Source organism: Acinetobacter sp. YH16038 (assembly GCF_013417275.1).
Taxonomy (GTDB): domain Bacteria; phylum Pseudomonadota; class Gammaproteobacteria; order Pseudomonadales; family Moraxellaceae; genus Acinetobacter.
Map to the genome: position 1 here is coordinate 20,843 of NZ_VPEG01000010.1, position 23,856 is coordinate 44,698.

Annotated in this window: 18 protein-coding genes and 4 tRNA genes; 13 read left to right on the forward strand and 9 right to left on the reverse strand. The window is 44.0% G+C overall.

Annotated elements, in window-relative coordinates:
- Positions 1 to 70: 70 nt before the first annotated feature.
- The 10 genes from FTV34_RS05990 to FTV34_RS06035 all read left to right on the forward strand — a co-directional run bounded on the left by FTV34_RS05990 (position 71) and on the right by FTV34_RS06035 (position 7,899).
- On the forward strand, positions 71 to 226 hold the full coding sequence (locus tag FTV34_RS05990; RefSeq protein WP_004782839.1) for a hypothetical protein: 156 nt from the start codon (positions 71 to 73) through the stop codon (positions 224 to 226).
- A gap of 132 nt (positions 227 to 358) precedes the next feature.
- Positions 359 to 1,789 (forward strand): amino acid permease, encoded by a 1,431-nt coding sequence (locus FTV34_RS05995; RefSeq protein WP_163171689.1) that lies wholly within the window; start codon positions 359 to 361, stop codon positions 1,787 to 1,789.
- 210 nt (positions 1,790 to 1,999) lie between these two features.
- Positions 2,000 to 2,075: transfer RNA gene (locus tag FTV34_RS06000), tRNA-Glu, on the forward strand.
- Positions 2,076 to 2,184: 109 nt separating this feature from the next.
- Positions 2,185 to 3,597 (forward strand): amino acid permease, encoded by a 1,413-nt coding sequence (locus FTV34_RS06005; RefSeq protein WP_163171691.1) that lies wholly within the window; start codon positions 2,185 to 2,187, stop codon positions 3,595 to 3,597.
- A gap of 84 nt (positions 3,598 to 3,681) precedes the next feature.
- The gene (locus tag FTV34_RS06010; protein ID WP_166138236.1) at positions 3,682 to 4,575 is read left to right on the forward strand and encodes an alpha/beta fold hydrolase; all 894 of its coding nucleotides are present in this window, start codon (positions 3,682 to 3,684) and stop codon (positions 4,573 to 4,575) included.
- Positions 4,576 to 4,823: 248 nt separating this feature from the next.
- Positions 4,824 to 5,735, forward strand: a complete 912-nt coding sequence (locus FTV34_RS06015; RefSeq protein WP_180069321.1) for an alpha/beta hydrolase — start codon at positions 4,824 to 4,826, stop codon at positions 5,733 to 5,735.
- A 131-nt stretch (positions 5,736 to 5,866) separates the two neighbouring features.
- Positions 5,867 to 5,942 (forward strand) — tRNA-Glu (locus FTV34_RS06020).
- Between the two features lie 24 nt (positions 5,943 to 5,966).
- Positions 5,967 to 6,042: transfer RNA gene (locus tag FTV34_RS06025), tRNA-Glu, on the forward strand.
- 45 nt (positions 6,043 to 6,087) lie between these two features.
- Positions 6,088 to 6,163, forward strand: a tRNA-Glu gene (locus FTV34_RS06030).
- 314 nt (positions 6,164 to 6,477) lie between these two features.
- Positions 6,478 to 7,899, forward strand: a complete 1,422-nt coding sequence (locus FTV34_RS06035) for an iron-containing redox enzyme family protein (protein WP_180069324.1) — start codon at positions 6,478 to 6,480, stop codon at positions 7,897 to 7,899.
- Between the two features lie 66 nt (positions 7,900 to 7,965).
- On the opposite strand, the gene FTV34_RS06040 is transcribed toward FTV34_RS06035, so the two are convergent.
- From FTV34_RS06040 to FTV34_RS06060, 5 genes are all read right to left on the reverse strand, one after another.
- Positions 7,966 to 9,210 (reverse strand): NADH:flavin oxidoreductase/NADH oxidase family protein, encoded by a 1,245-nt coding sequence (locus tag FTV34_RS06040; RefSeq protein WP_180053185.1) that lies wholly within the window; start codon positions 9,208 to 9,210, stop codon positions 7,966 to 7,968.
- Positions 9,211 to 9,337: 127 nt separating this feature from the next.
- On the reverse strand, positions 9,338 to 10,348 hold the full coding sequence (locus FTV34_RS06045; RefSeq protein WP_180053184.1) for an ABC transporter permease: 1,011 nt from the start codon (positions 10,346 to 10,348) through the stop codon (positions 9,338 to 9,340).
- Positions 10,348 to 11,391, reverse strand: coding sequence for an ABC transporter permease subunit (locus tag FTV34_RS06050; RefSeq protein WP_180048103.1), 1,044 nt, complete (start codon positions 11,389 to 11,391; stop codon positions 10,348 to 10,350). The genes FTV34_RS06045 and FTV34_RS06050 overlap by 1 nt, the downstream gene beginning before the upstream one ends.
- A 22-nt stretch (positions 11,392 to 11,413) precedes the next feature.
- On the reverse strand, positions 11,414 to 13,246 hold the full coding sequence (locus FTV34_RS06055) for an extracellular solute-binding protein (protein ID WP_180069327.1): 1,833 nt from the start codon (positions 13,244 to 13,246) through the stop codon (positions 11,414 to 11,416).
- A gap of 16 nt (positions 13,247 to 13,262) precedes the next feature.
- Entirely contained in the window at positions 13,263 to 16,565 is a 3,303-nt protein-coding gene (locus FTV34_RS06060) for a LysM peptidoglycan-binding domain-containing protein (protein WP_180069330.1), read from the reverse strand.
- 208 nt (positions 16,566 to 16,773) lie between these two features.
- Here FTV34_RS06060 and dnaQ point away from each other — a divergent pair, with 208 nt between their 5' ends.
- From dnaQ to nudC, 3 genes are all read left to right on the forward strand, one after another.
- A complete protein-coding gene (gene dnaQ / locus FTV34_RS06065) occupies positions 16,774 to 18,147 on the forward strand; it encodes a DNA polymerase III subunit epsilon (RefSeq protein WP_180069333.1) in 1,374 nt (457 codons plus the stop codon).
- Positions 18,148 to 18,273: 126 nt separating this feature from the next.
- Positions 18,274 to 19,917 (forward strand): chemotaxis protein, encoded by a 1,644-nt coding sequence (locus tag FTV34_RS06070; protein WP_180069336.1) that lies wholly within the window; start codon positions 18,274 to 18,276, stop codon positions 19,915 to 19,917.
- Positions 19,917 to 20,696: an NAD(+) diphosphatase gene (gene nudC / locus FTV34_RS06075; protein ID WP_180069339.1), complete on the forward strand. Its 780-nt coding sequence runs from the start codon at positions 19,917 to 19,919 to the stop codon at positions 20,694 to 20,696. Before FTV34_RS06070 ends, nudC begins: the two co-directional genes overlap by 1 nt.
- Before the next feature lie 71 nt (positions 20,697 to 20,767).
- Here nudC and FTV34_RS06080 read toward each other — a convergent pair whose 3' ends face one another.
- From FTV34_RS06080 to FTV34_RS06095, 4 genes are all read right to left on the reverse strand, one after another.
- On the reverse strand, positions 20,768 to 21,646 hold the full coding sequence (locus FTV34_RS06080; RefSeq protein WP_159123346.1) for an alpha/beta hydrolase: 879 nt from the start codon (positions 21,644 to 21,646) through the stop codon (positions 20,768 to 20,770).
- Positions 21,636 to 22,328 (reverse strand): BON domain-containing protein, encoded by a 693-nt coding sequence (locus FTV34_RS06085; protein WP_004782863.1) that lies wholly within the window; start codon positions 22,326 to 22,328, stop codon positions 21,636 to 21,638. Before FTV34_RS06085 ends, FTV34_RS06080 begins: the two co-directional genes overlap by 11 nt.
- A 136-nt stretch (positions 22,329 to 22,464) precedes the next feature.
- Positions 22,465 to 22,878, reverse strand: coding sequence for a YraN family protein (locus FTV34_RS06090; RefSeq protein WP_159123344.1), 414 nt, complete (start codon positions 22,876 to 22,878; stop codon positions 22,465 to 22,467).
- A gap of 9 nt (positions 22,879 to 22,887) precedes the next feature.
- Positions 22,888 to 23,847 carry a penicillin-binding protein activator gene (locus FTV34_RS06095; RefSeq protein ID WP_180069342.1) on the reverse strand — a complete coding sequence of 320 codons (960 nt, stop codon included), beginning with the start codon at positions 23,845 to 23,847 and terminating at the stop codon, positions 22,888 to 22,890.
- Positions 23,848 to 23,856 lie beyond the last annotated feature (9 nt).

Consider the following 23,856-nt stretch of genomic DNA (forward strand, 5'->3'; position numbering starts at 1 on the left):
TGAGTTTGGTGCCCTTTCTCGTTTGCTTAGGCTATAATCAAGTTGATGTTAGGTTTTGATCAATTTTCCCATGCTAAAGAAAATCCTGCTTGTTTTACTTATTCTGGCACCTTCAGCGCTTTATATTTATGTGATCAGTCGCGATGATAAAACTGCTGAGAACCGAGCAGAAACTACGCCTGCTGAAAAAACACCGACTGAGCAATACCAAACTCCCGATCACTAGTTTTTAAGAGGCTTTGCAAATATTTATTTTTTAAATTAAAAGAAGAACTTTATGAGGAAATTCCAATTTATGTGATATTTCACATAATTAAAACTAAAATACTTTTTTTAAATCTCTCCTTTTAATTGAGCTATGCAATCTCCCTCTCCACCTTCACAGCATTCGTCTGTTGAGGGTCAAACTCCGTCGTTAAAACGTGCCATGGGCACACGTCATCTGATCATGCTTTCCCTTGGTGGCGCTATTGGTACCGGCCTGTTTATGGGTTCCGGTGAAGTGATTTCACAAGCTGGACCTTTGGGCGCAGTACTGGCCTATATTATTGGTGGCTTGATCGCCTATATGGTAATGCTCTGCCTCGGTGAACTGGCCGTACATTTACCCGTGTCTGGTTCTTTTGGTGCCTTTGCAACCCATTATATTGGGCCGGGTACAGGCTATATGGTGTCCTGGATGTACTGGCTCGGCTGGTCAGCCACTTTGGGTACCGAATTCACTGCAGCTGCGATTCTAATGCAGGAATGGTTCCCGCAAACTTCGATCTGGTTATGGACATTGATCTTTGCTGCAGGTGTACTGCTCTCCAATTTAAGCTCAACCCGTACCTTTGCCGAATCAGAATTCTGGCTGTCACTGGTTAAAGTTGCGACTGTACTGATTTTTATTATTCTGGGCTTTGGCTGTATCTTTGGCTTTATTCCATTTCAAGGTTATGAATCTGCGCCACTGTTCAATAATTTGACTGAACATGGCTGGCTGCCAAACGGTTTAATTCCGTTATTCACCACATTACTAATCGTGAACTTTGCCTTTAATGGTACCGAGATGATCGGGATCGCTGCCGGTGAAACCGAAAATCCTGAGAAAAATGTACCGAAAGCGATTCATGCTGCGGTATGGCGTCTGATGATTTTCTTTGTCGGGACCATTATCGTGATTAGCTCGCTGCTGACTTATACCGATGCGGGTTTACAGGTCGGTGGTCATGGGGGCTTAAGCAGCAGTCCGTTTGTATCCGTGTTTACCCAAATGGGTATTCCATATGCGGAAGACTTTATCCGTTTCGTAATTATCACTGCACTGCTGTCGACTGCAAACTCTGGCCTTTATGCAGCTTCACGTATGATGTGGGCATTGTCTTCACAAAACCAGTTACCGCGACTGTTTGCTAAAGTCAGTAAATCCGGCGTGCCTTATGTAGCAGTCTGGGTCACCATGATTGGCGGTTTGCCTGGTCTGCTCTCTGAGCAATTTGGTGCAGATGTCATCTTTAAAAACCTAATGGGCGTGGCCGCTTTTACCATGGTGATTGTCTGGATGAGTATCTGCTGGAGCCAGTTTAATTTCCGTCGCCAATGGCTGAAGTCTGGTCATAGTGTCTCTGAACTAAAATTCCGTACACCTTGGTTCCCTTTAGTTCCCATTCTAGGTTTTGTAACTTGTACTGCAACCGGTCTGAGTATGGCAGCTGACCCTGAAATGCTCTCTGGTTTTATTGGCTGTTTATTGTTTATGGCAGCATGCTATGCAAGTTACTACTGGCTTTATCATCAAAAAGCTTAAATTCTAAACTTTTGAACTGAAATAATTTCTTTAATAAACCCAATTCCGATTGGGTTTATTTTTTCATATCAGGTAAATCCGTTCAGAAAATAATATCTTAATAAAATAAAGTTTTTGTTTTGCCTAATGTTTAAACTGTTAAATACATTTTAGTAAAAACTCTTTTGACAAAGTCCGGCTTAGTCCTTAATATAGCCATCACCTCGCAACGTCCCTATCGTCTAGAGGCCTAGGACATCGCCCTTTCACGGCGGTAACCGGGGTTCGAATCCCCGTAGGGACGCCATTATCTGATCGCTCACGATCAAGTCTTATACATAATCCATATTAATACGTTGCAGATTTGTAGTTTTTCACTACAATAACCCGCTTCATTCTTTTATTTTTTGACTCCTATGCACTCATCTCCGAATGATGCTACGCATCAGGGCAATTCTGCGCCTTTAAAACGCGCTATGAGTACTCGACATCTGGTCATGATTTCGCTTGGTGGCGCAATCGGAACAGGCCTATTTCTAGGTTCGGGTGAAGTCATTGCACAAACGGGGCCTGTAGGTGCCATTCTTGCTTATCTCCTTGGCGGGATCATCGCTTACATGGTTATGCTATGTCTGGGTGAACTTGCCGTTCATATGCCCGAATCGGGCTCATTTGGCGCCTATGCCAAACGCTATATTGGACCAGGGACTGGCTACACCATTACTTGGCTATACTGGCTGACCTGGTCAGTGACCCTGGGAACTGAATTTACCGCTGCAGCTTTATTAATGCAGGAATGGTTCCCGGATAGCTCCATGTGGATGTGGACACTGATTTTTGGTGCTTTCGTATTCGCACTGAATATGATTTCCACTCGCTGGTTTGCAGAGTCCGAGTTCTGGCTGGCACTGGTGAAAGTCGTTACTGTCGTAACCTTTATCCTGCTTGGCCTACTCGCTATCTTTGGTGTAGTAAGCTATCAAGGACAGGAAGCTGCCCCGCTATTCAGTAACCTGACAGCTCAAGGCTGGTTCCCCGAAGGTCTGTTCCCAATCTTCACCACCATGCTGATTGTAAACTTTGCTTTCTCTGGAACTGAATTGATTGGTGTGGCTGCGGGTGAAACAAAAGATCCGGCCAAAAATGTACCCAAAGCGATTAATACTGCAATTTTCCGCTTACTGATTTTCTTTGTAGGTACGATTATTGTGGTAACCTCCCTTCTTCCGCATCAGGAAGCAGGTCTGGCAGCTGAAGGTGTCAGTAGCAGTCCATTCGTGACAGTATTCCAGCATATCGGTATTCCTTATGCTGAAGATATTATCCGCTTTGTGATTATCACAGCATTGCTATCTGCTGCTAACTCAGGTCTATTTGCTGCATCCCGTATGATGTGGTCATTGTCTTACAGTAAACAGTTACCAGCGGTATTTTCACGCCTAAATGCGCGTGGTGTACCTTATATTGCAGTCATTGTCACCATGATTGGCGGTATGCCTGGTTTGCTGTCTGAACAGTTCGCACCGGAAACTATCTTCACTAACTTGCTAGGTATTGCAGCATTTACCATGGTAGTGGTCTGGATGAGCATCTGTCTCAGCATGTTCAACTTCCGCCGCGAATGGTACAAACAGGGTAAAACAGCAAAGGATCTTGATTTTGCTGCGCCATTATTCCCGATCGTACCGATTCTGGGTTTTCTGTTCTGTCTGATTACCTGTATCAGTATGGTGTTTGATCCGAGCATGCGTATCAGTTTCTTTGGCTGTCTGGTATTTATTGCACTGTGCTATGCCAGCTACTACAAGTTCTATCACAAAAATGCTTAAACATTAAAATGACTAAAAGAGCAGCTTCGGCTGCTCTTTTTTATTTATACTGAAAATGTTCTAGGCAGCCAGCGTGGTGTGTCGATGAAAATTATTTATATTCATGGCATGAATAAGCAGAAATTTAGCTCTGCGTCCCTGCGTCAACGTTGGCTGAGTTTGCTAAAACATGGTCTGGAACAGTCGCATCAACAAACACGTTTTGCCTACCTCAAACGGCATATCCGTATCCCTTTTTATGGCGACTTACTGTCACGTCATCATTTACATAATGTGCTAAATGCCAGTACATTGATGCCGCAAGACTGGCCTCGCTTTCCTTTCCAGTCTCCAGTTAAATCCCAGCCACCACCACCCCATCTCAATCAATATTCACCTGAAATTTGTGAAATTCCCGAGCTAAAGGTTGAGGATGCCATGACCTTTAACCAGAAGCTGCAGTTTATTAGTACATTAAGCCGGAATACTCTATTACGGGATTTTGTGATCTTACTGAATCATTTCCCTCGCCTGCATGATACGCTGATCAAAAAATTTCTGATTGAAACCTATTCTTATCTGGCAAATTCCACATTCATGCAGCAGGTGCATCAGCGAATTGGCCAGCAACTGCATGGCGATAAACCCTGTATCCTAATGGCTCATTCTTTAGGAAGTGTGATTGCCTATCATTATCTGCTTTTGCACCCGGAACTGAATGTACAGCGTTTTATCAGCATGGGATCACCAATGGCTTTCCGGGTCATTCAGGAACATTTGCCCCAGCCTGTTCATCGGCCAGAAGCTATTAAAGGTGACTGGATTAATTTTTATTGCAGTGATGACTTTTTAACTGCCTTTCCATTATCGGAACCGCCTTTTCAGTTTCAGCCGGCAATTATCAATCGGGAGATTCGTACTTCAATTTATCATCCGCATGATATTGATGGCTATGTCCAGCATCCGGAAGTCATCGAAGCCCTGCTAGAATTACTCTAAAAAGCATCTTAATTTACAGATTTAATTTTACTATTTCCTTTGCATTATTTTTCTGCTGAGTAAAATTCTTTATTCATACCTACTCATTTTGTGGTTTATTTATGACTCTTTTATAAATATACATATGTCTGTTAATTATTGTTTTATCAAAGATAATTTACACATTAACACCACAAAAAGCGCTGCTTTTGCTACGTTAATATTTTCTATACTGTAAATATAATTCTATCGAACTCAGTGGGGTGTCGATGAAAGTTATTTTTATTCATGGAATGAATCAGCAACATCATAGCGCTGCCTCCATCCGCCAGCGCTGGCTCCATATACTTCAAAAAGGGATGCGCAAACATCAACAAGATGCCAGATTTAGTTATTTAAAACGCCACATTCGTATTCCATTTTATGGCGATCTGCTTTCACGTTATAACGTCCGTAATATTCTAGAAGCTGGCACCCTGATGCCCCAGGAATGGCCTAGCTTTCCTTTTCGTAAGCCTGCTCAACCTCAGCTTCCCGCCCCTGTTCCACGTCCTGGTTGGCGTAGGCCCACCATTACCGATTTCGCCCAACCCAGCCCAAGTGATACCATGGATTTCAGACAGAAATTCAATTATTTTACCGCCCTCGGCAAGAATGTGGCGCTTCGAGATTTTGCCTTATTACTCAATTATTTTCCCACTCTGCATCGCACTCTATTGCAGAGATTTCTGATTGAAACTTATCTTTATCTCGATAACCCTGATTTCATGAGAGAAGTACATGAACGGATTGCCCGACAACTGAGTGGTCGCAAACCCTGCATTGTCATTGCTCATTCTTTAGGAAGTGTGATTGCCTATAATCATCTTATCCAGCACCCTGAACTGAATGTACAGCGTTTTATTACTTTAGGTTCGCCATTAGCCTTTCAGGTGATTCAATCCAGCTTGGCACAGCCGGTGGCACGACCTAAGGCAATTAAAGGCGACTGGATCAATTTCTATTCAACGGATGATTATCTCACCGCCATTCCGCTTACCGAACCGCCATTCAAGTTTGAACCTGAAATCATCAATCATGGCATTCGTACACATATTCACCGTCCACATGACATTACTGGCTATTTACTGCATCCTCAGGTTGTTGAAGCCATTCTGGAATTGCTTAAAAATCCGGCCTAAATCCTGCATTTTTCAAGTATTCTGCTAATATTGTTTTAAATTTATGCACTCAAAAGAAAAATTCCAAAAAACTCTGGAAAAGCGTTTGACACCCCCCTGTTTTCACCCTAATATACGCCCACCTCTGAAACGTCCCTATCGTCTAGAGGCCTAGGACATCGCCCTTTCACGGCGGTAACCGGGGTTCGAATCCCCGTAGGGACGCCAATTTCAGAAGTAATATTTTATTAAGTCCCTATCGTCTAGAGGCCTAGGACATCGCCCTTTCACGGCGGTAACCGGGGTTCGAATCCCCGTAGGGACGCCATTACTTCAAACCAAAAGTTCTGGTTTAAAATATCACTTCTACACTGTCCCTATCGTCTAGAGGCCTAGGACATCGCCCTTTCACGGCGGTAACCGGGGTTCGAATCCCCGTAGGGACGCCATATTCGAGATAGTTAATTTAATTAACTTCTCATAAAAAAGCCCAAGCATGATGACTTGGGCTTTTTTATTATTTGTTTTTTTGCTTGTTCCTTCATTCCTGTTTTTAACGTTTGATCAAATTGTCTCGATTGCAATTTTATTTGTTTATAAATAATTCATTCAAAAATCTTATTCTTTTACATTTCTCTTCAACTCGTTATCCATTCATTTTCATTTACAGCAATCGCACTATAAATCCGAACAAAAAATCAACACCCGTGGTATAAGCATGCCGTTAAGTTAGAAAGCATAATATATCTGCAAGGATCAGATTATGTTCGTCAGTACAAAGTTAAGTTCGCCTGAATCATCTATTAAAAATCATAATCATCAATTTAATAACTTTAAAGATTGGGTCAACTTCTTTCAAGATCAACAGATTTCGACGGCAGTAAAGACCGAACAGGCTGAGAACTATTTAAGAGATTTAATCCAGCAAGTTGATGTGGCTGGATTGGAATGGCTGAATCAACCCAGACATGTAGAGCAACATTTTCTTGAACAGCACCACCAAACCTGCGCAATCTTCCAGTCTTATGTAGAGCGGCGTAGACAGCAGCAAGGACGTGAATACTTCCCGACTGTGTCACATGCATTTGAGTTCCTGGCCAAAGTCGCACCTGTAAAACTGGTAGACGGCTCATGGCTGTATTCAACTGTGCAAAACTGGAATAGTCCGGAAACCAAAGACCTGATTTATATCTATCTGGAAGAACTAGGCATGGGTCATACCCGTGCCAATCATGTCACCATGTATCAGGACTTGCTGAATCATTATGAGCTGAACAGCTATGCTGAGCAACTGGATGCCAGCTATTATGAACAAGCAGCCGTGCAGCTGGCTTTGGCCTATGCGCCGCCAGAATATCTGCCGTTAGTCATTGGTTTCAATCTGGGTTATGAACAGCTGCCCTTACACCTGTTAATTACCAATTATGAATTATCTGAACTCGGTCTTGATCCACATTATTTCAATGTACATATTACTATTGATAATGCTCACAACGGTCATGCACAAAAATCGCTGCAAGCGTATTTAGATCAGTATGCACTCGCTGAAGATCCTGTTCAGTATTTAGACCTGATTAAAAAAGGTTATGTGCTGAATGACATTGGTAAAAGTTCTACCCAGATCATCAAGCAACTGGATACCGAAAAACTGGCTTTGAAAGTGTTTCAGAACAAAGCGCTGATTGGACAATATATCCATAACCAGAAATGCCAGTTTAGTGGCAAGACCATTAATGAATGGTTATCCGATCCGGCACAGATTGCAGACTTCTTGAAAGTCATGATTGAAAAAGGCTGGATTGTAAAAGATGCACCTGTAGAACAAAGCCGGTTCTGGAAAATGATTGATGATCCAGATGGCAAAATGTTTGGTGTATTTAATGCGACTGAAAAACAGATTATTAAAGACTGGATTCAAGGTGAGACTTTTGCCGCTCGTCTGTCATCACGTAGCAGATCTCAAGTTCATAACCAGATGGAACCGGTATTGAACCGTATTGACCAGCAACAGATCCATCAGCTGAAAAGCCGTCTGAATCGCTGTGCTGCTGCCGAACAAAAGATTGATCTGCTGATTCCTTATGTAGCACCGCATATGCATCATCAGGAAGTGGGCTTGTGGGCAACACGTCAGCTTTCTCAGTTACTCTTCCCTTTTCAGACTCAAGCCATGACTTATTCTTAAAAAGGTCATTCATAAAAAAACAGGGCATTTTATATGCCCTGTTTTTGCTTCAATGCATTATACAAATTAAGCCGATTTACGTGAATTGATCTGACCTTTAATCACAGCTTTCACATTACCTTTTACGTAATTTAAAAATACCTTTAAAGGCGACAGTTTTGGATTTGGTCGATTACCTTTGGCAATTTCTTTAAATTGTGCGGCATACCAGATGATTTCCATAATCGCCATTTTATCGATCATTGGAATACCGGTTTTAATTTTCTCAACTGCATAACGTACATCCTGTCCAGCCACCAGACGGTTACCCAGATCAGGCTCGACCGCAAATGGACGTGCAATACCGACAAAATCACATGCGCCGCTGTCAAGGGCTGCATTCATACCCACTGCGGTACGGAAGCCCCCCGTCACCATTAAATAACAATTAACTTCCTGACGGATCTTTTCGGCAAAATCGAGGAAATAGGCTTCGCGGGCAACCGTTGATGCTTTACGTTTCTCTGCTTTTACTCCGGCCATTGCAGGTGCTTCATAGGTTCCGCCAGAAACTTCAATCATATCGATCCCGACTGCATCCATCGCCTTAAAGACATAAATAACGTCTTCTTCACTAATGCCACCGCGCTGAAAGTCTGCCGAGTTTAATTTCACTGAAATGATAAAATTCTCTGAAGTTGCTGCACGCACTGCCTTATAAGCCTCTAGCAAGAATCGGCTGCGGTTTTCAATACTGCCACCCCACTGGTCTTGACGTTTATTGGTCAGGGGCGATAAAAACTGGCTAATTAGATAACCATGCGCCCCATGTAACTGCACGCCTTCAAATCCCGCCTTTTCGCAAATGGCAGCTGAAGTCGCAAAGCGCTGGATAATATCTAAAATTTCATCTTCACGCAGTTCACGTGGCGTACCGAAACTCATCGCCAGTGCCGGACTAAAAGGCACAGCTGAAGGCGCTACGGTTTCTTTATTCAAGCCTTTCGGGCACTGACGTCCAGGATGAGACAACTGTACCAGTTGCACCATGCCATGACGTTTGCCGACATTCGCCCAAGCTTTTAACTTTTCCAGGTCACGTTCAGTTTCTACTACCACTACACCGGGTTCATTCTTGGCACGAAAATCCACCATGACATTACCCGTAATCGCACAGCCTAAACCACCTTTGGCCCAAGCTTCATATAACTTTAAATGGGCCTGATTGGGTTGGCCTGCATCATTGGCCAACGCCTCACTCATGGCACCTTTAATGATACGGTTTTTAAACTGGGTATTACGGATCTGGATGGAATCGGCTAATTGTGTCATGTACTTTCCTGAAATGTTTATCTTATTTTGTATGTGTTATAACCTAACTTGCCATAATTGACAATTCATATTGTCAAATGGATACAAATTTTATTTGTAGATATTAAATCAGTCTTAAAAAATCATTTTAAATTTTGGGATCGAAAGCATCCCGGATGGCTTCACCGATATAGATGAGTAAAGACAAGACAATGGCTAAAGTCAGAAACCCGGATAAAGCCAACCACGGCGCATTGAGATTATTTTTACCCTGCAGTAATAATTCACCTAGAGAAGCGGTTTCGGGTGGCAAACCATAACCTAAAAAGTCCAGTGCAGTTAGTGCGCTAATATTGGCAGTCAGCATAAAAGGTAGTTGTGACAGGCTGGAACCCATCACATTGGGTAAAATATGCCTGAACATGATCCGGCCATGCCCTGCACCAATACTTTTCGCTGCCCAGACATATTCCAGATTTCTGGCCCGTAAAAATTCAGCGCGCACCATCGACACCAGTGTTGTCCAGCCAAAAAATAGCATGATCACAAATAGCCAGTAAATATTCGGACTAAACACACTGACCAGAATCATGACCATAAACAGCATCGGCAGGCTGCTCCAGACCTCAAGTGCACGTTGCCCGATCAGGTCAATCCAGCCACCATAATAGCCTTGAACTGCACCGACCAGCACACCTAATCCTGCCGACAGCAAAGTCAGTGCAAAGCCAAACAGCAAGGAAATACGCAAGCCATATAGAATCCGTGCCAGCACATCCCGTCCCTGATCATCGGTCCCCAGCCAATTTTGTTGGCTTGGTGCTGAAGGCACTGGAATATCGAGTGTCAAATTGGGTGTGTCATATGCAAAACGGATCACTGGCCAGATTGCCCAGCCTTTGGCATTAATCAGCTGCTGTACCGCAGGATCCTGATACTCGGCTTCAGTTTCAAAGACACCACCAAAAGTCGTTTCAGGATATGACTTTATTACTGGCAAATAATAGGAATCCTCATACTTGATCAGTAAAGGCTTATCGTTAGCGATCAGCTCAGCACCAAGTGACAAGATAAAAATAATGATAAAGGCAATGAAGCAGGCAAATCCGGTTTTATTATTTTTAAAACGTTGCAGACTGGCGCGTAGCATTGGTGACATTATTTTGACCCTCGTGAATCAAAATGGATCCGGGGATCAATCACCCGATACAGCACATCACTGATCAAACGCAGCACCAAGCCCAATAAGGTAAAAATAAACAAGGTTCCAAAAATGACCGGATAATCCCGCTGCAGAATCGCTTCAAATCCCAGCATGCCCAAACCATCCAGATTAAAGATGATTTCAATAAACAGGTTCCCGACAAATAAAATACCGAGCAAAGCTTCTGGCAATCCAGCGATCAACACCAGCACTGCATTGCGCAGTACATGCCGATAGAGTACTGCCCTTTCCTGTAGTCCCTTCGCTTTTGCTGCCAGTACATAGTGTTTACTGAGTTCTTCCATAAAGGAAAATTTCACCAGATAAGTCAGCCGTGCAAAACCACCGAGTACCATAGCCAGTAGCGGCAAAGCCATATGCCAGAAATAATCCTGAATTTTTCCAAAGAAAGATAATTCATCAAAATTTTCCGAGCTTAATCCTTGTAAAGGAAACCATTGCAGATAGGAACCACCTGCAAAAAATACAATCAGCAAAATGGCAAAGATAAAGGCTGGAATGGCATAGCCCACAGCCAGCAGCAAAGACGTCGTTTGATCAAACAGACTGCCATGCTTTTTGGCTTTCTGGATGCCAAGAGGAATAGAAACCAGATAAATGAGCAAGGTACTCCAGAAACCTAGAGACAGTGAAACTGGCAATTTTTCCCAGATCAGTTCAGTCACAGCTTGGCCTTTAAAAAAGCTCTGGCCCAAATCAAACTGAGCATAGCTTTTTAACATTTCCCAGAACCGTAAATGAACCGGCTGATCAAATCCATATTGAATCTTGATCTGTTCCAGCATTTCAGGGGTCAGGCCTTGCTGTCCCTGATATTGTAAGCCACCGATCGCCAAATTATTTGCATGCTGTGCCTGATAGATAGCCTGTTCCACTGGACCACCCGGTGCAAGCTGAATCACCACAAAATTGATCAGTAAAACCATCAATAATGTCGGAATCATAAGAAGCAAACGTTTGACGATATAAGTGCTCATGGCACTCCCCAAAGCTGAAAACCTAGCGATATTTTAAGTACGGTGCCACTTGTCTGGCTTTAGCTGTATCCACCCACCAGTAATCAATACCCGCAGAAAGCTTGGGCTTGATCTTGGGCTGCCGATACATATTCCAGTAAGCATACCAGTATTCACCCGTACCATAGGTCGGAATATGATAATAACCGGCTCGCAATAAACGATCTAAAGCTCGGGTACTATAAATCAGCTGCTCCCGGCTTTGTGCCTGAACCACCTGATCAATTACCCGATCAATCACCGGATTTTGAATACCGGCATAATTATAATTGCCAGGCTGACGTGCCGCCTCACTGCCCCAAAACTGTTTCTGTTCCTGCCCCGGTGTCAGCGATTGCGGCATGGTATCCATAATCATATCAAACTGATAATTTCTTAGTCGCTCATAATACTGAGCCGTTTCCACCATCCGAATGTGAGCCTGAATTCCTAAACGTTTCAAATGCCGTAGATAAGGCATCAGATGACGCTGCTGTTCAGCCTGATGCAACAGAAATTCAATCTGTACAGGTTGACCTTGAGCAGTCACCAGTTTCCCCTGCTGATAACGGTAACCGGCATTCAATAAAATTTGTCGCGCCTGTAATAAATTTTTGCGGTTAAACCCGGAGGCATCTGATTGCGGATAATGCCAATCCTGTAATACCGCCTGACGTTGCACCGGATGCAATTTTGATAAATTTGGCTGTAATATTTCCAGCTCCTGAGCACTCGGCTTGCTTGTAGATGCCAGTTCACTATTACTAAAAAAGCTGTTCAGACGCTGATATTCCCCATGAAACAAGGCTTTATTTAGCCATTCAAAATCATAGGCCAGAGTTAAAGCTTGCCGGAAGCGGATATCAGCAAAGGGCTGACGTCGCGTATTAAAAATCAGGCTTTGTGTAGGAATCGGATTGTGATGCTGAAAACGATAGGTTTTGATTTGGCCTTGCTGTACCGCAGGAAACCGATAATCACTTACCCAGCGGTTGACCTGTTTTTCTTCATGCAGCGTAAACTGGCCAGATTTAAATGCCTCAAACTTGATTTCCGGACTACGGTAATAGCGATACTGTATGCGATCAAAATTATAACGGCCGCGATTGACCAGCAGATCTTTACCCCAATAATGCGGATTACGTTTATAGGAAATACTGCGTCCTGCATCAATACGTTCAATCACATAGGGCCCAGAACCCAAGATCGGTTTCAGGTTAATGTCCTTGAAGTTGCGCTTTTGCCACTCCTGCTGAGAATAGATCGGCATTTGCGTCACAATCATCGCCATTTCCGGATTATGGCGAGATTTAAAACTAATCTTAACTTTTGAAGGTGACAGGACTTCGGTTTTTTTAATATCTGCCAGATACATCTGCAAGCCAAAATTGGACTGGGTCTGGTACAGATCAAAACTGTATTTCACATCATTGGCCGTCACTGGCTGACCATTACCGAATCTGGCCTTAGGATTTAAATGGAAAATAATATAAGAAGTTTGCTTTGGGTCGAAACTGACTTTCTCCGCCAGCAAGGGATAATAAACGCCGGGTTCATCCAGGGATTTCGACATAAGGCTGTCAAAAATATAATTAATCCCTTCAGTGACATTCCCCTTACCATTCATACTGTTCAGATTATCAAAACTGCCATCGGCTGCCTGAATCAGGACACCACCTTTGGGCGCTTGCGGATTGGCATAAGGCAGAGATTTAGCCTGTGCATATTTGGGTACACTATGCAGTGCAATATAAGGCGTCGTAATGACTGCTGCCCCGCTGGAACTGATGATCCAGGGGGCAGCAAGAATCCATAAAACATGGACGGGATTAAACAATTTCACGATCCAGAAATTAGTTTGGAACCTTAATCACATCACCAATACGCAATTGAGTATTGGGTTTCAGTTCATTCATTTCTGCCAGTTCATTGGTTGCCATACCATAACGGGATGCCAGGCCGATCAAGGTATCGCCACGCTTCACCTTGTATTCAGTGACAAGTTTTGGAAGCTGAAGCGTTTGGCCCACACGTAAACCGGCACGTGGACTAAGATTGTTCAGGCTCGCCAGATCAGTAACGGGTACTCCTACACGATTGGCAATCGCAATCAGAGATTCCCCGGATTTTACCGTATAGGATTCTGTCGCCTTAGAAGATGCCGATTTTGTTGCGACTTTCACTACCGGCTCTTTTTTGGCGATCTGAATATCTTCATTAATTTTTAAACGCTGTCCAATCCGCACATTGCTATTGGTATTCAAACCATTCAAGTCTGCCAGATAACGTAATTGCAGATGATATTGGCGGGCAATCGAGCTTAAGGTTTCACCAGATTTCACGATGTGAGTATCTGATTTGACATTTTTTTCCTGAGTCTCGGTGACCACTTCCTGCACAGGTTCAGGACTGCCAGATAATTTTAGATGCTGACCCACACGCAGATTGGCACTACGAGAAATATTGTTCAGGTTAGCAATTTGATCCATCGACAGATTATATTTTGCTGCAATCCCGGTCAGTGTATCACCCGATTGAACCGTATAACTGTCAGGAACCTGACTACCAGCTGGAATCTTGATGATTTGACCAATGCGTAAGCCGCTGTTTGCAGACAGGCCATTTAACGCAGCCAGTTCAGATACCGTCAATTTACTTTGATTGGCAATGCTGTACAGGGTTTCACCACGTTTGACCTGATAGTTTTCTGTTGGCGTATGATCAACCTTAACGTTCTCAAACTTCTGTTCGACTTTTTCGGTTTTCTTACTGCTCGCAGTCAGTTCTTCAACTTCATTAAGAGGAACATTAATCTTCTGTCCGACCATCAAACTTCTACCCGCAGTTAAACCCGGAGTTAGTGCAGCAAGTTCTGCATTCGACAATGCGTAGCGATCTGCAATCAATTTCAGATACTCACCACGTTTAACGGTATAGGACTTGGTCTGAACTTTGGCAGTTTCGGCTTTTTTACTGTCTTCAGCTTTCGCTTTGCTGGCACTTTCTTTCAGGGAAAGCTTTTGCCCAACAAATAAACCGCTGGTCGTACTCAGATCATTATAATCAGCCAACTGTTTAACGCTCAGGCCGAACTGGCTGGCAACGCTGGTCAAAGAATCATTGGCCTGAACCACATAGCTTTCTGGTTTCTCTTTGGCTTTCGGTGCTTCCTGTACCGGCTTGGCATCATAGAGATAAATTGTGGTGCCTACATATAAGGTAGAGTTTGGATCAATCTGGTTCCATTTCGCGACATCACGCCAGTTCACGCCATTTTTGGCAGCAATCAATGCCAGGTTATCACCCGGTAAGACCTTATAGGTACTGCGCTTACCTTTCGGTGCCACAACCACGACTTCTGAATCAGTTTTTACATAGTTTTTGCCCTGATTAAGTCGGGCTTCAACTGAATCTGCACTGGTGTTTACAGCGACTTCTTTCGGATATGAGAATCCTTTGGTCAGTTCCTTGCCCTGCTGCTCGGCAATAGACTGACTGGTCTGAATTGCAGTCAGTTTAATCTTGCCATCATAAGGGTCAACAATTTCTGTACCTGCAGGTGCCAGTGCTTTCAGCTCTTCAATGACCTGTGCCTGTTCAGCCGCAGTCGCTACAGGTTGTAAAAGCTCATCCACGGTTTTATTAATTTCTTCTGCTGACACCACTTTCTGGATTTGCTGACGTTCAGCTGCGGTAATTGGTGGCTCGACCTGGATAGGCTTCACTGAAGCAACTGGCGTCACAGCAACCGGAATACGTGGCGCGCTTGGAATAGGCAATTCACTTTTTGCCGCAAATTCAGCAAGTGCTTCGGAACCACGTGGTGTGCTGACCCGTTTGGTGGTTTGTGCAGTTAGATTAGGTGTCGTCGTGGTTGACACTGCTGCTGGTGCAGTCGTAGCTGGCTTTGGTGATGTGGTCGCAGTTGGAGCTTTAGTTGCTGTTGCAGTCTTAGCAGTCGTAGTGGCAAGCACCGGCGGAGTCTGCTTGGCAGGTACGATGGTGGTACTGGTTGATGCTGGTGCTACAGTTGGCTTTGGAGTTACTGTAGTGGTCGTTTTAGGCGAGTTACTGACAGTACCTGCCCATAAGCCGCTTGAACTAGACTGCAGTTTTTTCAGTTTTTCATCAATCGATGGACTTAAGTCAGCCGGAATCAAAATACGGCGCGGACTTTCCGGATCAATACGATCACCACGATGTCCCGGGTTAAGCTGATACAGTTCAGCACGACTTAAACCCGTAATCGCTGCAATCTCATTTAAGTTGGCAGCACCGACAGGCACTTCACGAAAGTGAGGACGGTTGGCAATTGGCGGCAAACTCACGCCATAAGTACCCGGATTTTTCACGATCTGCGCAACTGCCAGGAAGCGCGGCACATAGTTCATGGTTTCCTGAGGCAGTTTCAAGGACCAGTAATCGGTAGGCAAACCTGCGGCCTTATTACGGTTAATCGCCTGCTGGATACGTCCCGGACCGGCATTATAAGAGGCCAAAGCCAATTCCCATGAACCAAACTGGTTATATAAGCTGCCCAAGAATTCATAAGCCGCACGGGTCGATTCCACCACATCACGACGGCCATCGTAAAGTGAGGTCTGTTTCAGACCATAAATACGGCCGGTACTCGGAATGAACTGCCATAAACCTGCCGCTGCTGCACTACTGGTCGCCGCCGGGTCATAAGAACTTTCAATAATCGGTAATAAAGCCAGTTCCGTAGGCATGCCACGGCGCTCAGCTTCTTTCACCGTGTAATATAAATAGCGCGATGCACGGGCACTCAGGCGGTCCAGATAAGGCTGACGGGAAATAAACCAGCCACGCTGCGCATCAATACGCGGATTCCAGGTATTCAGATCCATCTTGAAACCCACGGTCATCCGTTTCCAGATATCACCATGCTTCAAAATCAGTAAGCGGTCACCTTCAACCGCACGCATATCCGTTGCAGAAAGTAAATCTTCCAGCCCATCCAAACTGCTTGCATCTAGATATTGTGAGCCAACCTGCTTGCTTGACGCTTTCTGGGTCGCACTTTGTGTAGAAGAACAGCCCGTCAGTCCCAAGGAAGCGAGAGCCGTTCCAAGTACAGAAAATTTTAAAAATGCTGGTAATGCGGGCTGCCACAAAATTGCGGTTGGTTTATACATAAAGAAATCCAAACAATTCGTATATAAATTTATTTTTTAGATATGCCATTGTAGTGAAGCATGTCGTGGACACAAGGCATTAATTTACCCCGATTTCACGTTAAATGTTACAAGAAATTAAAAAAACTGGTGCATCTAGACGCATCAAGCGTATTTGCGTTATACAATATCCGCTTCAGCAAGTTCTTTTTTGATCGGATTTTAATTTATGTCTCACACTATCACGCTATATGTTGATGGCGCCTGTCGCGGCAACCCGGGTTTAGGCGGTTGGGGTGCGTACATAATTACCGAACAGCAGGAACACAAAATTTGCGGTGGCGAAGATCATACCACCAATAATCGCATGGAGCTGACCGCAGCGATCGAAGGCATTCAGTACTGTCCAAAAGATGCCAAGCTGGTCATTTATACCGATTCCAATTATGTCAAACAAGGCATTACCGAATGGATTCATGGCTGGAAAAAGAAAAACTGGAAAGACGTTAAAAATCCGGATCTATGGCAAAAACTGGATACCACCTGCCAAGGCCGCGATATTGAATGGCACTGGGTCAAAGGCCATGCCGGACATCCTGGCAATGAAATGGCCGATCAACTAGCCAACCAAGGCGCAGATGAAACCTTGAAAAAATCCAAATCAGTGACTGCAATCACTGAAAATAAAAAAAAATCTGAACCTGACTGGCTTCTAGACGACCCTTTCGGGCTGGATCTTGTCGATAGTGAAGAAGAACTCGAAGAGAGCATGGAAATGGCTGAAGAAGAAATGGAACAGACTGAAAATTTGGAAACAACAGAAAATACCGATGAATCCGCTTCAGTCGCTTCAGATCCAATCGAGTTACATCCGCAAATTGTGATTACACCGCCGACCTTAGAGCTGCATGGCCCTCGTCAATTGATTCTGGATACTGAAACCACCGGTTTCTATTATCAGGATGGTGACCGGATCATTGAGGTCGGTGCGATTGAGATGATTAACCGAAAACTTACCGGCAGCTCAATCCATATTTATATCAACCCGAAAAAACCGGTTGGTGATTCGGTGAATGTCCACGGTATCACCGACGAGTTCCTGCAAGACAAGCCGCTGTTTGAGGAAATCTCTCAGGTGCTTTTTGACTATCTGCAAGGTGCCGAAATTATTGCGCATAACGCAACCTTCGATATGAACTTCCTGGATATGGAGTTCAAGCGTGCAGGTTTTGTCGCGCTTTCTGAAGTTTGTGAAGTGACCGATACCCTGGCAATGGCCAAATCCAAGCATCCGGGACAAAAAAACTCCCTGGATGCCCTCGTGCGTCGTTATGAAATTCCACAGCGTGACCGTACCTTCCACGGTGCCTTGCTCGATGCGGAAATTCTGTCCGATGTTTATCTGGCCATGACCGGTGGACAGGTCTCTTTTGATATGGATGCCCTGTCACATACCGAAGAACAAGGCGGCAGTTCAGGCACTGTGAAAATCGAAATTGAATTGCCTGTGATTCTTCCATCAGATGAAGAACTTGCCGAACATGAGAAATGGGTCAAACAATTTGAAGAAAAGCATGGAACGCCTTGCCTTTTTGCCAAATAAAATCTAAATTTCAAGCAGTAATTTCGCTTTTAAAATACAGTTCTTCAGTTATAGTAATTCCAAAGAGGCCCCGTCCGATAAAGCGGGGCTCATATATAGATAATACTCAAGGAAAGGTGCAGATCCATGTCTTACCAAACCTCTATACATTTTGATCCAACAGCTTTACTGATAATAAAAAATGAGGTTGATAACTCGATCAAGTTAGTCGAATCAGCAGTAAGCACCTTGGTAGAAGATCAAACTTTACCTTTTGGCATTGACGATGCATTAAATCAGTTCGAACAATGTGCACAGGTACTGGCACTGATTGATATGCCGAATCTGGCACAAATTGCACAATATTCAGCAGAACTGATGCGCAAGATTATGGGGAATCCGGCGCAGGTCAACACTCAGGATGTGATCGCATTGAGTGAAGGCACCACCATGCTGAAACGCTATATCGAATTTATCTGCTTGCGTGAAGTGAAAATTCCACAGTTCCTGCTCGATACCCTGAACCGTCTGGAACTAGCGCTTGGTAAACCATTAACCACTGAAGGTCAGCATATTGAACCTTTGCTTGACCTGATTACCCCTGACTTCCAGTTACCCCAAGTACCAGGTCTGGAAAAATCCAAATATGTGCAACGCCTGTACAAGCTGTCTCTTAACAAACTGCTGAAACAGGAAGAAAGCGAGATGGACCTGCAAGCGATCAAACTGGTCGGTACTTATCTGGCAGGTCTTTCAGCAAATCATCCAAGCAAGCAATACTGGCATCTGGTGCATGTTGCTTTTGATAATATTGATCACCTGCTCATCAATGAACCACGTTTACGTACTTTAATCAGTATTGAACGCAACATGGCGCAGTACTTTAGTTCAGCCGACAGCTTCAAAGCCTCTCTGTCCGATCTGGCAAATGTATTAAGCTTATGTATTAGTCAGGAAGATGCAACTGCACAGCAAATCCGTAGCCAGCTGAATATTGGTGATGATCTACTGACAGATATGCAGCTTCAGGTGTTCAGCCGTCATCTGTATGGTCCGGACTTCGAAACCATGCACACCATTAGCGAACTGGTGACTGTGGAAATGACCCAGATCCGCAATGATATCGAATATAACTATCAGCACATGACACCTGAAAAAACTCAGGAACTTCAGACTCAGCTGAATAGCTTGGCCAATATCTTCAAGGTTCTGAACCTGAACGAAGCCTATCATGATTTAAACCGTCAGGCAGCTTCACTCAGCCAGGCAGATATTCTGAAAGATGAGTCTTTTGCCCAGCAGTTGATGAATGTGATTTTATCCGCAATGAACTCGATTGGTGTATTGGAACGTCACCATACTTCGAGCCGCTTGCAGCTACGTGTGAATAACATGAATATCTCGCTGGATCGTCTGGATGAAGCACACAACGCTTTGTTAAATGAAACTAAAGCATTGATTGAATTGTCTAGCCAGATTCTGACTGATTATCTACAAGATCAAGATCTAACCAAACTCGAACCTGTACCAATCCAGTTCTGTGAAATTGGCGGTGCCATGCTGTTCCTGAATGCTGAACATGTGAAAGCTGCATTCAATACAACTGCCCTGTTCATTAAAAACCGTATTGAACAGTCGGTTGCATTAACACCAGCAGAAATTCATCATGCGCTGGATGCATTGGCTAGTGCCGATATGATGATCGACAACTTAAAGAACAAACAGCCTGTATTACAGTCTATGTTTAAGGTAGCATTAGACAGTAGTGAGAAACTGAAAATCGTTGCCTAATGTCTAAAAAATTATCACTTGCTTATATTTTCCAGCAGCAACAGTTGCTGGTCGATCAACACTTTCAACTGCCTCAAGTTGAAGCTCTGGCAAGTGATTTGCTGCTGAATCCGGGTGATCAGGTGGTTGCCCGTGATCTTCTTCCAGATGAGCCGATTCCTGAAGGCTTGCAACTGGTTCCAATCCGTCAATTATTACAGTTTTGGAATGTTCAGCAATTTGAACAGGCCAGTCGTGCTGTGCAACTCTTGGAATGGCGCCGGAATCACAAGTTCTGTAGCCATTGTGGTACTCCGACTGAAGCCCATGCTGTTGAATATGCCATGGTTTGCCCAGCTTGCCATTATCGTCAGTATCCAAGGGTGCAACCTTGTGTGATTACTGTGATTACCCGCGGTGAAGATGAGATTCTGCTGGCCAAAAATGCACGTAATACCAAAAGCCAGATGTATGGTCTGATTGCCGGATTTGTCGAAGTTGGGGAAACGCTTGAAGAAGCGGTACGTCGCGAGACGCTGGAAGAAGTCGGCTTGAAAGTGAAAAATATCCAGTATTTGGCCAGTCAGCCATGGCCTTTCCCGAGTAATTTGATGATTGCCTTCAAAGCAGAATATGCTGGCGGTGAGCTGCAATTGCAGGAAGAAGAAATTAGCGATGCGAAATTCTTCAAGTTTGATCAGCTGCCTGAAATTCCATTTAAAGGCAGTATTGCCCATGCCATGATCATGCATGTGACTCAAGGCACACCAGTCGCAGATGATACCCGTGAATGGCTCTAAGGTTTTCAATTAAAAAAAGCCCGGTTTTCATACCGGGCTTTTTTTGTGGGAATTACCATGATCACTGATCTTCACTTAAAAGCATCCTCTAGCGCCCACATCACACGTGGCTTGGTTTCAAAGAACCGGCTAAACAAACTGGACAATGAACCAATCATTGTAATATGGCCCAGTTTCGGAATCGTAATCAGCTCGCTATGATTGCCATGGTCTTTTAATACCCGATCCAGATCCTGACTGTTGAAATGACCGACAATATTGTCCCGCTCTGCCATGAACAGATAATGTTTGGTGGAGGTATTTTCCACAAAATAATATGGCATGACCTGCTGATACGGAATCGACTGGTCAAAAGCATCGGCACAGATCGGATCATCTTTATAGTCAAAATGATAAGGACCTGCCAGTCCAATAATGGCGCGGATCTGTTCCCGCTCAATCATGGCTTTTTGCGGATGATACAGAGCAGACATGACATTAAATGCCCCGGCTGAATGCCCCATCAAGACCAGATTTTCCGTAGAAACATTTAACTGGTCTGCATGCTGCTGCAAATGATTTAGCAATAAATGCAGGTCATTAATATAAATCGGGAAAATATGTTCAGGCGCTAGGTGATAATTCATCACCACCACATCATAGCCTTCTTTGGCAAAGGCCTCGCCGATGAAGTGGTAGTCCTTTTTATCACCATGCAGCCAGGCACCACCATGGACAAAGATAATCAGGGGGCGATGTGCTAATGGCTGATGGCTTAAAAACAGATCAAAACGTTGACGGGCTTTTAAGCCATAGGCTAACTGGGTTTCAACACTATAACCCTGTTTGGGGGTTAACCGGTTCAGCGCATAACTGCCAAAATCATAGATCCGGAAATCTTTATAACGTTGTTGGACTTCAAGGATCTGATCTGACAGCTGCGTTTTAAATTGACTGACCTTATGGAACATCGGTCGGTTCAACTGTATCAGGATCAATGGCGACTGGAGTCTGTTCAACACCCGACTGTGCATAAGATGCAGGCGCTGCAAAATTCTGGTTAGTATTATAACCAGAACGCTGATCCACGTTGTCGATGAGCGTGACAATTTTCGTGATATTGCCCACTTGTTGCAGCACCTGATTTAGGTCATCAATTTCAGCACTGTTCAGACGTCCCATTACATACAGTACGCCATCTTCAGTATGTACATGCACTTTACTGTCAGACACTACCGGTGCTTTCATAATCAGGCCACGGGTATTCGCCGTCACGGCGGTATCCTGCATGATAGTAGTGTAGCTGCTCTGGTTACCCACAGTAATAAAATTATGCACCGCTTTGACGTCACTCATGGATTTGACATTATCTTCTGCCAATTGCTTGAGATGCGCATCCGGCACCTGCCCGGTCAACAGGACATTGCCATGGAAGCTTTCAATATTGACCCTTGACTGTTTAAAACGTGAATCCAGTTTATAAAGATTAATTTTTGCAGTACGTACAATAGAAGAATCGATAAATACCTGTCCTAGCGTCCGAGCTCCATTTTCGGTACCTACAGGAGCCGTACCAGTACCGCTAGAAATAAAGCTGGCACAACCCGATAAACTTGCGACACACAGCATTGTTATTGCAATACGCTTAACCACTCAGCAAGACTCCTTAATTTTAATCAGTCTTATTTCAATATAATAATCTGTTTTTTCAAGGCCAGATGTTCTTCATCATACTTGAACTTTCCCATGATGCTGCAAATTTTATCTGCCGCATCAGATCTTATTTTATTCAAAGATTAATAAACTCTTGATCAAAAGTAAAAGCATTTTCAAACCAGTGCAGATCATAAGGGTATTGAGAAAAATCATGCTGTATGGTTTTTGCAAAATACCGATTAAAATCAAAACAAATCACATCAAAACGATAGTAATAATGTGCAAACTGTGGATTTTTTTGAATAAAACATACAGCCGTTTGTAGGACTTTTCGTTGCTTGGCAGAGGAAACAGATTCATAAGCCAATGCATAACCCGTTTTAGCTCGTGCTTTTACTTCGACAAAGACCAGTTCCTGCTCACGCTGCATGACCAGATCAAGTTCACCATAGCGGCTATGCCAGTTTCTGGCAATGAGCTGAAAGTCTTGTTGTTGCATCAGTTGCGCAGCTTGTTGTTCTGCCCATACACCTAATTGTTTCTGCATCGCTGACTCTTATAGTGCCTTGAGACCTTTGGCACTCTGCTGAAAACAGGATGGTGTACGTTGTATGCCCTGATCCGATACCCGAATCATTCCAGTACGACCCTGGAATTCAATATTGCGTATTTTTTTATTGTTTAAATAATACTGGGTGATTTGCCAGGCATCGCCACCAAAAGCAATCAAGCGCTGATAGGACATATTCACCGGTGCCTGTTGATGAGCCTGCATCACATCAGGCCAGTTAGCAAAATAAAGTACCGGCACATCGCAGAACTTGATGCCTCGTGGCGGAACATGCTGTTCATTAATTGCATTTGCGACTGTATAAATCCGTTTATGTCCCAAACCCTGTAAGGATGCCAGCCAGTCCGCATTGCCAAGCAATAATATCCCCTGCTTGCTCTTCAGAAAAAATGGTGGCTTCTGGATCATTTCCAGTTGCAGCTCACTCTGACTAAGTAGTGACATTAGCAGAAGTTCATGTTCTGACTCACTACCCGGTTGGCGCATCACAAACAGTTGCTGAATCCCATCTTGCGCAATCTGCTTCTGTAAGGCAGCCGCATCTTCTTTTTTCGACAGGCTAAATTGCCAGATATTTGGCGCTGTAAGACTACTTTCATTCAAACTCAGTGTACGAATCTTGGGTTTAGACTGCACCAGCTGCTCTACATCCTGACGTGCCAGAGGGCCGATCACCATTTGTGTCTTTTTACTGACATGCTGTTTGAGTAGCTGAGAGATTTTTTTCTGGTCTGAATTGACCCATTTCAATGGTACTTTCTGTCCGGACGCCGTATATGCACTGAGAAATCCTTGCTTGATACTCGAAGCGGCTCGCGCCAAGGGGCCAGTTTCAGGTAGAATAATCAGCACCTCCGCTTGTACGCTGCTGACGCAGGCCAGTAACCCCAAGCCCAAAATTTTATTTTGAATCTTCCATTTTTTATTATTCGATTTATTCCACATGGAGAAACC